Annotated in this window: 16 protein-coding genes; 6 read left to right on the plus strand and 10 right to left on the minus strand. The window is 54.2% G+C overall.

Annotation, left to right across the window (positions count from 1 at the left end; all coding sequences use genetic code 11):
* The first annotated feature begins 235 nt into the window (after positions 1–235).
* Positions 236–661: a hypothetical protein gene (locus KFJ24_RS02375; RefSeq protein WP_250829493.1), complete on the plus strand. Its 426-nt coding sequence runs from the start codon at positions 236–238 to the stop codon at positions 659–661.
* 86 nt (positions 662–747) lie between these two features.
* Here the strand turns inward: KFJ24_RS02375 and KFJ24_RS02380 are convergent, their stop codons facing one another.
* The 3 genes from KFJ24_RS02380 to KFJ24_RS02390 form a co-directional block, all read right to left on the minus strand.
* Positions 748–1,548: an MBL fold metallo-hydrolase gene (locus tag KFJ24_RS02380; RefSeq protein ID WP_250829494.1), complete on the minus strand. Its 801-nt coding sequence runs from the start codon at positions 1,546–1,548 to the stop codon at positions 748–750.
* A 149-nt stretch (positions 1,549–1,697) separates the two neighbouring features.
* Entirely contained in the window at positions 1,698–2,126 is a 429-nt protein-coding gene (locus KFJ24_RS02385; RefSeq protein ID WP_250829495.1) for an SRPBCC family protein, read from the minus strand.
* Positions 2,127–2,230: 104 nt separating this feature from the next.
* Positions 2,231–3,106, minus strand: coding sequence for an AraC family transcriptional regulator (locus tag KFJ24_RS02390; protein ID WP_250829496.1), 876 nt, complete (start codon positions 3,104–3,106; stop codon positions 2,231–2,233).
* 161 nt (positions 3,107–3,267) lie between these two features.
* Between KFJ24_RS02390 and KFJ24_RS02395 the strand changes: the two genes are divergently transcribed.
* The 5 genes from KFJ24_RS02395 (at position 3,268) to mmsB (ending at position 8,863) form a co-directional block, all read left to right on the plus strand.
* Positions 3,268–4,758, plus strand: coding sequence for a CoA-acylating methylmalonate-semialdehyde dehydrogenase (locus KFJ24_RS02395; RefSeq protein ID WP_250829497.1), 1,491 nt, complete (start codon positions 3,268–3,270; stop codon positions 4,756–4,758).
* Positions 4,759–4,850: 92 nt separating this feature from the next.
* On the plus strand, positions 4,851–6,017 hold the full coding sequence (locus KFJ24_RS02400; RefSeq protein ID WP_250829498.1) for an acyl-CoA dehydrogenase family protein: 1,167 nt from the start codon (positions 4,851–4,853) through the stop codon (positions 6,015–6,017).
* A 10-nt stretch (positions 6,018–6,027) separates the two neighbouring features.
* Positions 6,028–6,807: an enoyl-CoA hydratase gene (locus KFJ24_RS02405; RefSeq protein WP_250829499.1), complete on the plus strand. Its 780-nt coding sequence runs from the start codon at positions 6,028–6,030 to the stop codon at positions 6,805–6,807.
* A gap of 34 nt (positions 6,808–6,841) precedes the next feature.
* The gene (locus KFJ24_RS02410) at positions 6,842–7,912 is read left to right on the plus strand and encodes an enoyl-CoA hydratase/isomerase family protein (RefSeq protein WP_250829500.1); all 1,071 of its coding nucleotides are present in this window, start codon (positions 6,842–6,844) and stop codon (positions 7,910–7,912) included.
* A 63-nt stretch (positions 7,913–7,975) separates the two neighbouring features.
* Positions 7,976–8,863: a 3-hydroxyisobutyrate dehydrogenase gene (mmsB, locus tag KFJ24_RS02415; RefSeq protein ID WP_250829501.1), complete on the plus strand. Its 888-nt coding sequence runs from the start codon at positions 7,976–7,978 to the stop codon at positions 8,861–8,863.
* 78 nt (positions 8,864–8,941) lie between these two features.
* On the opposite strand, the gene KFJ24_RS02420 is transcribed toward mmsB, so the two are convergent.
* The 7 genes from KFJ24_RS02420 to KFJ24_RS02450 all read right to left on the minus strand — a co-directional run bounded on the left by KFJ24_RS02420 (position 8,942) and on the right by KFJ24_RS02450 (position 13,208).
* Positions 8,942–9,538, minus strand: coding sequence for a hypothetical protein (locus tag KFJ24_RS02420; protein ID WP_250829502.1), 597 nt, complete (start codon positions 9,536–9,538; stop codon positions 8,942–8,944).
* A gap of 100 nt (positions 9,539–9,638) precedes the next feature.
* Positions 9,639–10,214, minus strand: a complete 576-nt coding sequence (locus KFJ24_RS02425) for a DUF6647 family protein (RefSeq protein ID WP_250829503.1) — start codon at positions 10,212–10,214, stop codon at positions 9,639–9,641.
* A 129-nt stretch (positions 10,215–10,343) separates the two neighbouring features.
* On the minus strand, positions 10,344–10,787 hold the full coding sequence (locus KFJ24_RS02430; RefSeq protein ID WP_250829504.1) for a hypothetical protein: 444 nt from the start codon (positions 10,785–10,787) through the stop codon (positions 10,344–10,346).
* A gap of 130 nt (positions 10,788–10,917) precedes the next feature.
* Positions 10,918–11,364, minus strand: a complete 447-nt coding sequence (locus KFJ24_RS02435; RefSeq protein ID WP_250829505.1) for a GNAT family N-acetyltransferase — start codon at positions 11,362–11,364, stop codon at positions 10,918–10,920.
* Between the two features lie 47 nt (positions 11,365–11,411).
* Positions 11,412–11,678 (minus strand): hypothetical protein, encoded by a 267-nt coding sequence (locus tag KFJ24_RS02440; protein WP_250829506.1) that lies wholly within the window; start codon positions 11,676–11,678, stop codon positions 11,412–11,414.
* A gap of 215 nt (positions 11,679–11,893) precedes the next feature.
* Positions 11,894–12,259, minus strand: a complete 366-nt coding sequence (locus KFJ24_RS02445; RefSeq protein ID WP_250829507.1) for a hypothetical protein — start codon at positions 12,257–12,259, stop codon at positions 11,894–11,896.
* A 376-nt stretch (positions 12,260–12,635) separates the two neighbouring features.
* Positions 12,636–13,208: a hypothetical protein gene (locus tag KFJ24_RS02450; RefSeq protein ID WP_250829508.1), complete on the minus strand. Its 573-nt coding sequence runs from the start codon at positions 13,206–13,208 to the stop codon at positions 12,636–12,638.
* Positions 13,209–13,273: the final 65 nt, after the last annotated feature.

A 13,273-nucleotide genomic window follows, 5' to 3' on the forward strand; every position in this document is an offset into this window, starting at 1 on the left:
ACAATGCCCCATTGGGACAGGCTTATTTGGCTTGAGAGCGGAGTGATAAGGAAGATTAAGGCTTCGTGAACTTGTTGTAACGATGAGCGGAAATTGATCTCTGACAGGTTTTTCTGAGTCAGCACGGGAGTATGCTGAAGTTATGGATCGGAGATACCTGGATGGGTATCGGCTGGTCTCTATCAAGTTGTTCCTGAAGCCGGGGAAAATCGGGCTGACGATGGAGGCTAATTCAATGAAAAGGACTATGATCTATTCCGCCGCACTTGTAACCGCGCTGACGCTGCCACTCTCAACTGCCTATGCTGCTGATCAAGATCAGGATCGCGATCAGATGCAGTTGCAGGACCAGACGCAGTTGAAGGACCGTGACGGCTACCCAATTACCGGTTACGACATGATGACGGAGCAGGAACGGGCGCAGTTTCGGGACCAGATGCGCTCTATGGATTCCATGGAAGAGCGCCAGGCCTACCGTGAGCAACATCATGAGAGAATGATGGAGCGAGCCCGCGCCCGGGGCATTGATGTTGAAAATCTGCCCCCCACCGCCGCAGGTCATCCCGATGGTAAGGGTATGATGAATGAGAAGGGGATGGGGCACAAAAAGATAGAGAGTGAAGGCATGGGTGGCGGAGGCCAGGGTGGTGGTAAAAACTGAGTCATACCCCGTGCCCACTGTCCTGCTCTATGCGGGCAGGGTTTGAACCGCAGAAGCAGCAGCCGGGAGGCTGCTGCTTCTTGTTTTCAGACGTAGTCTACCGGTCGGCTATAGCTGTCCTGCGTAACCAGATCAATCCCGCAGTCCATCTCGCTCACCCAGTTCAGGAAACGATCTACCATCTCGGGGCCCTCAAAACGTTTTCCATGCTGGGGAACGATCATGTCCACGTCCATTTCCCTGATCATGTTGGCCCAGAGCCGGCAGACTTTCTTTGATGCAATGTAACGGCGATGGAAGCCGATCATGCTGGGGATATGCTTGTCGAAATCTTTCACGGGCAGGTGGTCGTCCTCACCACCCAGAGATGCCCCCAGGTCCCCGGAGAAGAGGATTTTTGACACCGGATCATAGAACTGCAGGTTGCCCACGGAATGCATGAAATGGGCAGGCAGACATTGCAGGTACGAATCGCCGAACTTTACGTTGGCACCGGCATCGGGGACGCTGACAATGCGATCGTAAACGCTGCCACTGAGCTGGCTGGTGACGTAGCTGGAAACCAGGTGAGGCAGGAAGCGTGCCCAGAGCCGCGAAGTGACAATCTTGGCCCGGGTATGGACGATCCACCGGTCGATGGCTCCGATGATGTCCGGGTCCTGGTGGGAGGCAAACACGTAATCCATGTCGCGAATGTTCATATGCTTCGACGCTGCGACCGAGAGCGGCGTATAGGTCAGATCCCCGCCCGGATCAATCAGTGCTTCATGCTGGCCGTCAACAATCAGGAACTGGTTGGACTGGACACCCTCACCCGTTACCAGGGAATCGAACATCAGGCATTTATGGTTTCCGTTATCAAACAGAACAACTGGCTCGGCTGCCATATCGGTCTCCCGCTAAAAATAGAGTATCCGGCCACGATGACCGGATATTGCAAACTGCGCGGAGATTACAAAATTGGCAGAAGGGGACCATTGCCTCAGGTCAATTATCTGATATCCATCAAGTAATGTTTTGTATTTCCTGAGCATCCTCAGACCAGTTGAGGTACCCGCTTGATTCCCCGACGAATTCCCTGTTCCAGAGCGGTACTGACGACCTTGCCGGTGAACGGCACAATATCATCAAAGGTAATGGTGTAATTGATCCGGGTCTGGCCTTCGGGGGTGTCGTCAAAACGGATCCGGCCCATATGGTTTTTTATCGGGCTCATGCTGGTGATGGTGTATTCGATCAGCGAGTCTGGCTCGAAGTTGATCACCGTCTCTTCCAGCCCTACCGGACCAATACCGATCTTGCGGACAGAGCCGATGCCATTGGGATCTGCATATTGGCTGTCCTTGATGCGTTTAACCGGTGCACCCAGGAGTTTGCCAAAGCGGTTGTGGTCGGCAAACAGCGCGAAAACCTTGTTGCGGGGAGCATCAAGGATTTCATCGATTTGAATGGTATGTATGGCCATAGGCTCACTCTTGTTTTAGGTTACCTGTATCAAGGATATCTGTTTGCCTTCTACAACAAAAGTCGTAGAAATAGACAGATCCGGGTCTGTTCCGAAACGCTGTATCAGTGCCGTGCAGTGTGCCGGTAATCCCTTGGTGATTGCCCCATGACCTTCTTGAACAGCCGGGAAAAATAGTAGGCATCGTCATACCCGAGCCGCCGGCTGATATCGGCAAAACTGAGCTCTGTTGTGTCCAGGATCTGGCAGGCCCGCTCCACCTTTAGATGCAGGAAATGCTGGATGGGAGAGGTGCCGGTCTGCTCCCGGTAGCGGGTGGCAAAATGCGCCGGCGAGAGGCCTGCGAGATCCGCAAGTTGCTCCAGGGCGATCCTCTCGTCCAGGTGTTCGCGCATATAGTTATGGATGGTGTCGAGTTCGACCTTGCGGTCCTGACTGGTCTCGTCAGCATTGATCGGAACGGCTGCCAGAAGCTGGCGCAGGCGGTTGGCGGCATGAATCAGGCCCCGGGCCCGAAAGCCGGTCTGACGAACGGACAACAGGCCATTAAAATCCACGAGTAGTCGAGGTTGCCGGCCGAGATGGCGGATACGGGTCTGGCCATCAAACCCCATGTAATTGCGAAAATCCTCGGCGAGAGGTCCCGTGTAGTGTACCCAGTGAATTGTCCAGGGGTTGTCCGGGTCAGCGGTGTAGCGGTGATTGGCACCGGCCGGTAACAGCAGTAAATCGCCGGCCTCAACCGTGTAAGGCTCGCCCTGCACATTCAGAAAAGCCTTACCTTCCGTGCAGTAAACCAAAAGATAGTCGCTATGGTGTTCCCGGTGCATGTGGTGGCCGGTAGCCTTGCGGTAGTGCCCGAATGCCAGGGGGTAAAGGTCCCGGGTTAATGGGTGGCTAGCCAGTAGTCTGATGATCGGTGCGGGTACCACGTAGCGAATGCTGTTTTGCGGTACAGGCCACTGTGAGGTTTGAGTCATCGCTCTCGCCATTGTTTTTGAATATCGAAAGATAGTCCATCACGGGCGAAATTTAGTCAATCACCATCCTTGCCAACACCGTGCTAGGATTTTTGCAATCATGATCGAACCCTGCCGGGTCTCGGTCGGCTTCCCGCATAACAACAAACAGGGATATCAACATGAAAAATGTACCACTGTATCTTGCCGGTGAATTCATCCAGAGCCAGACTCAGGACTGGATCGAAGTTACCAACCCCGCCACCAACGAAGTGATCGCCAAGGCTCCGTGCACGACGCATTCGGAAATGGAGCAGGCCATCAAATACGCCAGCGAAGTTTACAAGACCTGGAAAGAGGTGCCTGTCTCCGAGCGCGCCCGGGTTATGCTCCGTTATCAGGCACTGCTGAAGGAACATCACGACGAGATCGCTGAAATTCTCGCGCAGGAAACCGGTAAAACCTTCGAAGACGCCAAAGGGGACGTATGGCGTGGTATCGAAGTGGTTGAGCACGCCGGAAACGTCGCCTCGCTGATGATGGGCGAGACCGTTGAAAACGTGGCCCGTGAAGTGGATACCCACTCCTGGATCCAGCCGCTGGGTGTTTGCGCCGGTATTACGCCGTTTAACTTCCCGGCCATGATTCCCCTGTGGATGTTCCCGATGGCGATTGTCTGCGGTAACACCTTCATCCTGAAGCCGTCTGAGCAGGATCCGCTGACACCGATGCGTCTGGCTGAGCTGTTTGAGCATGCCGGCGCGCCCAAGGGCGTCCTTCAGGTTGTTCACGGTGGTAAAGAACAGGTTGATACCCTGCTGACGGATCCGGCCATCAAGGCCGTTTCTTTCGTTGGCTCCGTTCCGGTAGGCCGTTATATCTATGAAACCGGTACCCGCAACATGAAGCGTGTTCAGAGCTTTGCCGGTGCCAAGAACCACATGGTCATCATGCCGGATGCCGACAAAAAGCAGGTCATCAATGCCCTGGTTGGTGCCTCGGTTGGTGCCGCTGGCCAGCGCTGCATGGCGATTTCCGTAGCGGTATTTGTGGGTGAGGCCCAACAGTGGATTCCTGAACTGAAAGAGGCCATGGCCAACGCTCGCCCGGGTGCCTGGGACGACTCGGGTGCCAGTTATGGTCCGATCATCAGTGCCAAGGCAAAAGATCGTATCGAATCACTGATTGCCACGGGTGAAGCCCAGGGCGCCAACCTGCTGCTCGACGGCCGAGGTTGCACAGTGGATGGCCTGCCGGACGGCAACTGGGTTGGCCCGACGCTGTTCTCCGGCGTGACCACCGAGATGGACATCTACAACGAGGAAATCTTTGGTCCTGTCCTGTCCTGCATGGAAGTGGACAGCCTGGGTGACGCCATCGAAGTGATCAACAACAGCCCCTACGGCAACGGCACCTCGATCTTTACCAATTCAGGTGGTGCTGCCCGCCGGTTCCAGCACGACATCGATGTGGGTCAGGTGGGTGTGAACATTCCCATTCCGGTACCCCTGCCGTTCTTCTCGTTCACCGGCTGGAAGGGCTCCTTCTACGGTGATCAGCACGCGTACGGCAAGCAGGCGGTGCGCTTCTATACGGAAACCAAAACCGTCACCTCACGCTGGTTCTCCAGCGAGGCGACGACCGAGGCGAACTTCTCAATCCAGTTGCGTTGATTGCGTTGAAGGTGGGGATGTTTGGGCCGGAACTCGTTTCCGGCCCCTTGTTTCCTTTCCTGCAGCCAAGCCTCTTAGTTCTGGAGTGATTCATGGACTTTAACCTGACCGAAGACCAGCTCGCCTTCCGCGAGGCGGCGCGTGCGTTCGCCGAGAAATCCATGGCACCGCACGCGGCGAAGTGGGATGACGAGCATATTTTTCCTGTAGATGTGTTGAAGGAAGCTGGCGAAATGGGCTTTATGGGCCTGTATACGCCGGAGCCACTGGGTGGCATGGGGTTATCCCGTCTCGATACCTCGGTGATTGTCGAGGAGCTGGCAGCCGCCTGCCCATCGACGGCCGCCTTTATCACGATCCACAACATGGCGACCTGGATGGTTGCCAGCTTTGCCTCCGATGACCTCAAACAGGAAATTGTACCGAAACTGGCCAGTGGTGAATGGCTGGCTTCTTACTGCCTGACAGAGCCCGGTGCCGGATCCGATGCGGCCAGCCTGCGAACCAAGGCGGTTCGTGATGGTGACAGTTACCTGATCAATGGCAGCAAGGTCTTTATCTCCGGCGCTGGCAGCACCGATATCCTGGTGCTTATGGCCCGCACCGGTGCGCCGGATAGCGGATCGAAAGGCATTTCTACCTTTGTCATTCCCGCCGATGCCGACGGCATTACCTACGGCAAGAATGAAGAAAAGATGGGCTGGCACAGTCAGCCGACCCGCATGATCAGTCTTGAGAATGTGCGTATTCCCGCCTCCAGTCGTGTTGGTGAGGAAGGCGACGGTTTTGCTATCGCCATGAAAGGTCTGGATGGGGGGCGTCTCAATATCGCCACCTGTTCTCTGGGTGGTGCCCAGGCCGCACTGCTGCGTGCACGCAATTACATGCACGAGCGCGAGCAATTCGGTAAACCACTGGCAGCTTTCCAGGCCCTGCAATTCAAACTGGCGGATATGGCGACCAATCTGGTTGCGTCCCGCCAGATGGTGCGGCTGGGCGCTTTCAAGCTGGATAACGCCGACCCGGAAGCGACCTTGCATTGCGCCATGGCCAAGCGCTTTGCCACCGACGCCTGTTTTGACGTGGTGAACGAGGCTCTGCAGCTCCACGGCGGTTATGGCTATATCCGCGAGTATCCTCTGGAGCGCTACCTGCGTGACCTGCGCGTGCACCAGATTCTTGAAGGCACAAACGAAATCATGCGCCTGATCGTTGCCCGTCGTCTGCTCGATGACGGTGTGGCGGAAGCGATCCAATAAGGAGATTCCCATGAGTGATCTGATTCAGCTCGAAAAACGCGGACACATTGCAGTAATGACCATCAATAATCCGCCGGCGAACACCTGGACCAAAGAGTCCCTGGCGGCTCTGGTCACCACCATTAATGATCTCAATGAAGACCGGAACATTTTTGCCCTGGTGGTGACCGGGCAGGGCGAGAAGTTTTTCTCCGCCGGCGCTGATCTCAAGGCGTTTGCCGATGGCGACATAGCCAATGCCAGCGACATGGGAAAGGCTTTTGGCGAGGCCTTTTCGACGCTGAGTGCATTTCGTGGTGTGTCGATTGCGGCTGTGAACGGTTACGCCATGGGTGGCGGCCTTGAATGTGCGATGGCCTGTGATATCCGGATTGCCGAGGAGCAGTCCCAGATGGCCTTGCCAGAGGCTGGTGTTGGTTTGCTGCCCTGTGCCGGGGGCACTCAGAATCTGCCCTGGCTGGTTGGCGAAGGCTGGGCCAAGCGGATGATCCTGTGTGGTGAGCGTGTCACCGCTGAAAAAGCGGCGCAGATCGGTCTGGTGGAAGAAGTCGTTCCAACCGGGAAGAGTCTTGAAAAGGCTCTGGAGCTGGCGGAAATGGCCTGTAAACAAAGCCCGTCCTCCACGGCACGTTGCAAAACCCTGGTCATGAGCGCTCGCGATGGCCGCAGTCATGCTGATGGCTGGCGCATGGAGCGCGAGCTGTTTGTTGAGCTGTTCTCCACCGAAGACCAGAGAGAAGGCGTCAACGCGTTTCTGGAGAAGCGCAAACCCGAATGGAAAAACCGCTGAAACCCGACGCAGTGCAACGGTTGAAGGAATTGTTATGAGTGATCAATCCATCGTCTTTGAAGAGTGGAAAACGGTTGATGGCGCACTGATCGCCGTGGCGCGGCTGAGCACGCCCAAGGCGCTCAACTCGCTGTCACTGGAAACGATCCGCCTGCTGACGCCACAGCTCAAACGCTGGGCGGAGGATAATCTTATCCGGGCAGTCTGGCTGGAAGCAGAGGGCGACAAGGCCTTCTGTGCCGGAGGCGACATCGTGGCCCTGTACCGCAGCATGACTGAACCCGAGGGCGCCAGCGAGGGCGAGGCCTTCTTCACCGAAGAATACGCGCTGGATTACCTGATTCACACCTTCCCCAAGCCCATCGTGTGCTGGGGCCATGGCATCGTCATGGGTGGTGGCATGGGGATCATGGCAGGTGCCTCCCACCGCGTGGTTACCGAAAGTTCCAAGCTCGCCATGCCGGAGATCACCATTGGCCTCTACCCGGATGTGGCCGCCGGCTGGTTTCTGAATAAAGCGCCCGGTCGTACGGGCCTGTTTTTGGGGCTTACCGGAGCCCGCATGAATGCTGCTGATGCGTTGTTTACCGGCCTGGCAGATCGCTTTGTAAAACATGAGCTCAAAGCCGGCGTAGTGGAAAGCCTCAAGCAACATGAATGGCAGGACCAGGATGCCCACGCTGTGGTTAGCAGCGTACTGAGGCAGTTCGAACAGCAAAGCGCAGAAGCTCTGCCCGATTCGCCGGTGCGTGCGCATTTCGATGAAATAAACCGGGTGACTGATGCGGACTCTCTTGAGGCGGTCGTCAGCCAGTTGCGTGAACTCTCCGGTGGTGATGGCTGGGCAGCGAAGGCAACCAGATCACTGGCCTCCGCGTCACCGACCTCACTGGCTCTGGTCTGGAGACATTTGCACGGTTGTGTTCATGACAGCCTGAAAGAAGTGCTCGACAAGGAGCTGGTGCTTTCGCAGAAATGCCTGGGTAAGGGCGAGTTCGCCGAGGGCATTCGCGCGTTGCTGATCGATAAGGACCAGCAACCGAGGTGGCGGTACGCCTCACTGGCGGAAATGGACAGCGCCTGGATTGACGACTTTTTCGAATAACCGCCAACAGGGCATCGAAAGCGGTGGTCTGCTTGAGCGAATACAACAATAAGGGGAAAAGATATGGCAACGATTACGTTTATTGGCCTGGGCAACATGGGCGGCCCCATGGCCGGAAATCTCGTTAAAGCCGGGCATGATGTGACCGTATTTGACCTGTCAAAAGACGCAGTACAGGCACTGGTCGCCGAAGGCGCTAAAACGGCCGACACAGCGCACGAAGCGGCCAAAGGTGCCGAATGCGTGATCACTATGCTGCCCGCCGGCCAGCACGTGGAGGCGGTGTACCTGGGCGAGGATGGACTGTTGGCGAACCTGCCTGAAGGTACCCTGGTGATCGACTCTTCCACCATTGCACCGGAAACGGCACGTGGTGTTGCGGAAGAGGCAACAGCCCGCAAGATTCCGTTCCTGGACGCACCTGTTTCTGGCGGCGTCGGTGGTGCCAAGGCCGGTACGCTGACCTTTATCTGTGGTGGCGCCGAGGATACCTTCAGCAAAGCCAAACCGATTCTCGACGCCATGGGAAAGAACGTCTTTCACGCCGGCGCCCACGGTTCCGGCCAGGTCGCCAAAATCTGCAACAACATGCTGCTCGCTGTCCTGATGGCCGGTACCAGTGAGGCATTGGCACTGGGCGTGAAGAACGGCCTGGACCCTGCGGTGCTGTCTGAAATCATGAAACAGAGCTCGGGCGGTAACTGGGCGCTGAACGTATACAATCCGTGGCCGGGTGTGATGGATGGTGTGCCTGCTTCCCGTGGCTATGAAGGTGGCTTCCTTGTGAACCTGATGAATAAGGATCTGGGGCTGGCTTTCGATAACGCGGTTTCCAATCACGCCGCTATCCCCATGGGTTCACTGGCCCGCAACCTGTTTGAGCTTCATGCCGGGCAGGGCAACGGAGGCCTGGACTTCTCCAGCATCCAGCGTCTGTACAAGCCGGAGTAAGCTGAATCGGGCACGGTTCGCCGTGCCCGTACCTCCTGCCCCCTTTCTTCTCCCGGATGCTTTACGGGCGTCTAATTGCTATAGCGGCCTTTCGAAGTCTGCTTCCACGCGTCTGCGATAAGAGATCATGAGGATCAACAGAATGCAGGCAACGGCGATCGCACCGGGGAATAAAACGGTCGTGATGGAATAGCTTTCCAGAGCCAGGATGACGATCAGGTTGCGCGTCGCGAAAAGTGAGAAGAAAAGCAGTGATTCAGAAAACGGATGGTAAAAGGATTTTCGGATGGTTGGGCCGAACCCCAGAACATCAACGGTTGTGAGCACAACGACCGCCCAAAGCGGATCTGCCGTTAAATACCAGAAAGGCAGGGATGACATGGCCAGTATAAAAAAAAGCCAGTCAGTACCAGTAATGGCAATATCGCCTCGCTTTAAAAATGCCAGCAATGCGATGACTATTGCCACGACGCCGGACACACCAACGGGCCATGCGCCCACTCCGCCATCGGCCTGAAGTTGAGCGAGAAACACCACGAAGGTGGTTGTTCCCCAAATCACCCAGGAAAATACATGCGGCCTTATTGCCCCCTTGATGATGGCGCGCATATAGGGCAAAAACGCCATGAATGTGAGCGCTATCGCAACCGCACTTAAAACCCCTTTGTACGACATGACTTCCTGCGTTTTCCATTCTGGTATTTGCGCTCATTGTCGCACAGGCGCGATCACGATTTTTTTCAGGCAGTCATTGAACCAGGATGCTCAAACATGGCTACCATGACAACGCTTCCATAATACCTAGACTTTTTTCATCCACGCCCAGCTTTGTCATTCCATCGCTCACGCCATTTTCCTCGAGCCACATAAGCTGCATCCGAAGGGCCTCAGCCTCCATTGGGGCTTTAAAACGCTTATCTTTGGCGGAAAGGTTTTGAGTCTGAAAGTGATGCACCAGCTCATGCAGAAGGTAGCTGATATCCAGAAGATCGTCGGAATCGAAGTCGGTGTTCAGGTAAATGACGGTCGATCTGGCGTCATAAGCGCCGAGAATCCTCGGCATAAGATCATGGGAGAAGCCGGGGAAGCACAACTCCTGCAGATTCGCCTGGGTCTCAAACCGGTGCCCGGGTAGCGCTGGCTCCAGGTAATCGGTTTGTTGGACTACCCAGCCGCTCAGTTCACTCGTCAGTTCGTCGAGTTCAGTGTCGCGCTTATTTGGAAATTCGGTGTCGGCAACAGGGGCTGCTCCCGGCAAAAGCAGTAGCCATATAAAAAGCATCCGCGCTTTGATTGCCGTATGCGCGGAAGCGACGAGCCGCGACGATATACCGTCGTTGAGCCTTGCCATGGTCAGCTCCGTTCACAAGAAGAGGCTGTTAACTTCAAGTGTAGGGCCTCATGCAGCATACCGCTTTTATTGCGGTTGAATCTCTCCGAAAACCGCTGAATTCAGCCTCATACAGCGTCGGCTTTATTGCTACAACTCACAAACATGCTCCCCGAAATACCACACTTTTCGGAACGGCCCTTTATTGTTTTCTGAGATAGCCCGGATATTTTCAATCAGCACATCATCGGAAAGAAGGGTTCGGCCGACATTGTATATGAGTAATTCGATAGGCTCTTTTACAGCGTACTGTTTACTGATCTTCCTTCTATAGGTTTCGGAGGTGTAGTCTTTGGCTCGCAAAAACGCCGGATCATTTCCATTACGGACATTCGCGATTGCCTTCGCAACGTCTTCTGAGCACGCCTCCGTTAACTCAAAGAAAACGACCTTGCCATCGATAATGCATTTCAGGTCCGGCTTTCCATCCATGGGGGATTGCTTTTCAACAGAGTCACAGTTCAAACCCGCCGCCGCGGCAAACCGTTTGAATATGTTGATTTCAACCTTTCCCTTTTCTTCCTCTGAAGCCATATGCGTTCGCCTTTAAATCTCCCAGTACGGGCCGGAACCTGGTGACGGTCCAGCCACGGGGCCTCCTTGTGATAGCGTCGCACTCGGATTGCTTAGGTACAAGGCTGAGCGAAGCGGTGTGCCTCACGAATCACGTGTGAGGCTTTTTCAGCGCCTTGGCATAAACATGCGATGTCTTTTCAAGCTCAAAACCAATTGATTGATAAAAATCGTGAGATTCCAGGCGATTCACATTTGACTGAACAACAACTCGCGACAGCCCCAGGTTGTAAGACCATTCTTCAGCAGCATTTACGAGTAGATGCCCGATACCTGACCGTCTGAAAGTTGAGCCCACGACCAGTCCGGTAATTTCAGATGTAAACTCAGTAACCAACGAGATGCGTTTCTCTACGACAATCCAGCCTGCAATGGAACCATTGGAAACAGCAACAAACAGGTTGTGATTCGGGGAGTTCAGCAACGCTTCGAGCCATATTTGAGTCTGAAACTCACTTGCCGAGTAGCCCCATTCAACAACCAGTTCTTGAATCCCCTTCAAATAGTCTCTGCTCGCTTCCTGAATCAAAATATCCATATTTAAACTATAGGCCTGGCGCCCAACCTGTCGCCAGCGTTAATTACTTACTTCTCCACAAGTGATTCAATTTTCTCAGTTTCCCCATCGCCAAGATATTTGAAGAAGTTGCCTTTACTGTCTCTGAAAATTTGGCCTGCACTGAGAACAAGGGTTTTCTTTGAGGAAATTACCTCCAGCTCTCCCGTGCTCTGATTGATCAAATAGACAACACCGGACGACGTTTCAAAAAGCGAAAAACCAGGAGAGGCTGAATACGTGTTGTTGTCACAACCGGAAATCGCCAGGACCATCAGGATAATCCAGACCTTCATACGAAATTCCCTCGCTTCATTGTCATATAGTCCTTAACCACCCACGACTTTTTCTGACAAGTCACGGTCGGCGCCTGGTGGTGCAAATGCTTTCTTGAATGTGAAAGCTTCCTCTGCCTCGACCAGTGACGCCGGTTACCCGGAGTGACTTCAGTGAGTATATCTCTGCAGCGTGAACTGAAGTGACTGGTTAGAGATTCGTTTCATTATAAGTGTCAAGGCAACTTGAGACTTATAACCTTGCCGCCATATTCATGAACAGAGTCATGGGCACGTACTTCGACCGTTTTAATATGGTCAGGAATTTCAACGCCTGAAAGGCTTCTGGTAAATGGCTGTTCATTAACATGGGGGTGATGAAGGGTTCTGGTCCCTAAAATAGTTCCTTCTTCATCACTAACTTCCCATTTGTCAGCGTAATGCTCCCATCCGGCATCCTTGTGTAATACTGCCACGGTAAAGCTGTATGAGTTGCTGCTGTTCTTGTTAACGCTTACTTCAATCACGTCTGCTTCACCCGCGAGCGAGGCAGAACTGAAAAGGAGTAAAAACCAAACGAGTAAAGGCTTATAGTTCTTCATGGTGACCTTCATTATCTGATGAATAACGCTGAGCGAAGCGGCGGGCCTACGGCGCGTCCGGATGACGCGATTTGTCAGGTATCAGACGACTACGAGCTCGAGCTATCAGCTTAACGGTGCCTTTAGCGAGCCAAAACAGGAAAACCAGCAACCACAGGCCCGTGACCAAGAAAAAAATTACTTTCAAGTACACTGCTATCGTTTTTTGAACAGTGGGATCGGGCTTTTCCGAGAAGCCGTAATAATCCCCGCCAAACAGGCCGACCCCGCACCCCTCACAATAATTTTTCGAGTACGAAAGTCTTAGCGCTGAAGGCTCAAAGTTTTTCCTGCAGCTATAACAGCCAGGCATAATTATCACCAACCCCTTGAATACCTAACGCTCAAGCCTCCGTTGCAGCGCCTCTTTATTCAGGCCCAGTCTTTCGTTTTCACGTTGGAAAATTTCACGAATCGTGGCGCCGTCAGAAGGCTCTTCTTCGAGTGTCTCTGGATTCCATTGGCTCCGGTGAGTATCAAAAAAGTCACCGCCGTAGATGTGAATGCCGCCCGTAAAACGCTGCAATGGATTGGTCACCGAATGCACTTCGTCTACACGTAGCATTGCGGTGTCTTTTGCAGATAAGGCATCTGCACCGAATGCCTTGATTCCGTCAGGCGTCCTTTTCCAAAAAATGTTGTCCTCGCGGCCGGTGTAGATTCCGATGTTGGCCCACATCAGGTGATCATGAGGCATGAGGTTCATCTGCGGAGTCCATGTGGCGGCAAAAATCGTCAGTGTTGGGGAGCGTAGAAGTACGTTGAGTCCTGCATGGTCAGGCTCGCCTAGCGCTGCCAACACAGCATTGGGTGTAGAGACCGCTCGGGCGAGTACTTCGTTGACTGCGGCTTGAGCATCGGTCTCTTTATTGGCAGCGATGCAGTCAGCAATAAATTGGTCAATATCCATTCTCTGACTCACCGTTGGTTTAGGTGGTTTGGCATCCGCTAAGGCGGATAGCAGCGATAAGGGTT

It is taken from the genome of Marinobacter sediminum, from assembly GCF_023657445.1.
Lineage (GTDB): Bacteria > Pseudomonadota > Gammaproteobacteria > Pseudomonadales > Oleiphilaceae > Marinobacter > Marinobacter sediminum_A.

What these genes read in the sequence shown, in the direction of transcription:
- KFJ24_RS02420 (WP_250829502.1), bottom strand. Translation starts at nt 9,538, where the DNA reads ATGTCGTACAAAGGGGTTTTAAGTGCGGTTGCGATAGCGCTCACATTC.
- KFJ24_RS02390 (WP_250829496.1), bottom strand. Translation starts at nt 3,106, where the DNA reads ATGACTCAAACCTCACAGTGGCCTGTACCGCAAAACAGCATTCGCTAC.
- KFJ24_RS02380 (WP_250829494.1), bottom strand. Translation starts at nt 1,548, where the DNA reads ATGGCAGCCGAGCCAGTTGTTCTGTTTGATAACGGAAACCATAAATGC.
- KFJ24_RS02385 (WP_250829495.1), bottom strand. Translation starts at nt 2,126, where the DNA reads ATGGCCATACATACCATTCAAATCGATGAAATCCTTGATGCTCCCCGC.
- KFJ24_RS02410 (WP_250829500.1), top strand. Translation starts at nt 6,842, where the DNA reads ATGAGTGATCAATCCATCGTCTTTGAAGAGTGGAAAACGGTTGATGGC.
- KFJ24_RS02450 (WP_250829508.1), bottom strand. Translation starts at nt 13,208, where the DNA reads ATGGATATTGACCAATTTATTGCTGACTGCATCGCTGCCAATAAAGAG.
- KFJ24_RS02440 (WP_250829506.1), bottom strand. Translation starts at nt 11,678, where the DNA reads ATGAAGGTCTGGATTATCCTGATGGTCCTGGCGATTTCCGGTTGTGAC.
- KFJ24_RS02435 (WP_250829505.1), bottom strand. Translation starts at nt 11,364, where the DNA reads ATGGATATTTTGATTCAGGAAGCGAGCAGAGACTATTTGAAGGGGATT.
- mmsB (WP_250829501.1), top strand. Translation starts at nt 7,976, where the DNA reads ATGGCAACGATTACGTTTATTGGCCTGGGCAACATGGGCGGCCCCATG.
- KFJ24_RS02375 (WP_250829493.1), top strand. Translation starts at nt 236, where the DNA reads ATGAAAAGGACTATGATCTATTCCGCCGCACTTGTAACCGCGCTGACG.
- KFJ24_RS02430 (WP_250829504.1), bottom strand. Translation starts at nt 10,787, where the DNA reads ATGGCTTCAGAGGAAGAAAAGGGAAAGGTTGAAATCAACATATTCAAA.
- KFJ24_RS02400 (WP_250829498.1), top strand. Translation starts at nt 4,851, where the DNA reads ATGGACTTTAACCTGACCGAAGACCAGCTCGCCTTCCGCGAGGCGGCG.
- KFJ24_RS02445 (WP_250829507.1), bottom strand. Translation starts at nt 12,259, where the DNA reads ATGAAGAACTATAAGCCTTTACTCGTTTGGTTTTTACTCCTTTTCAGT.
- KFJ24_RS02395 (WP_250829497.1), top strand. Translation starts at nt 3,268, where the DNA reads ATGAAAAATGTACCACTGTATCTTGCCGGTGAATTCATCCAGAGCCAG.
- KFJ24_RS02405 (WP_250829499.1), top strand. Translation starts at nt 6,028, where the DNA reads ATGAGTGATCTGATTCAGCTCGAAAAACGCGGACACATTGCAGTAATG.
- KFJ24_RS02425 (WP_250829503.1), bottom strand. Translation starts at nt 10,214, where the DNA reads ATGGCAAGGCTCAACGACGGTATATCGTCGCGGCTCGTCGCTTCCGCG.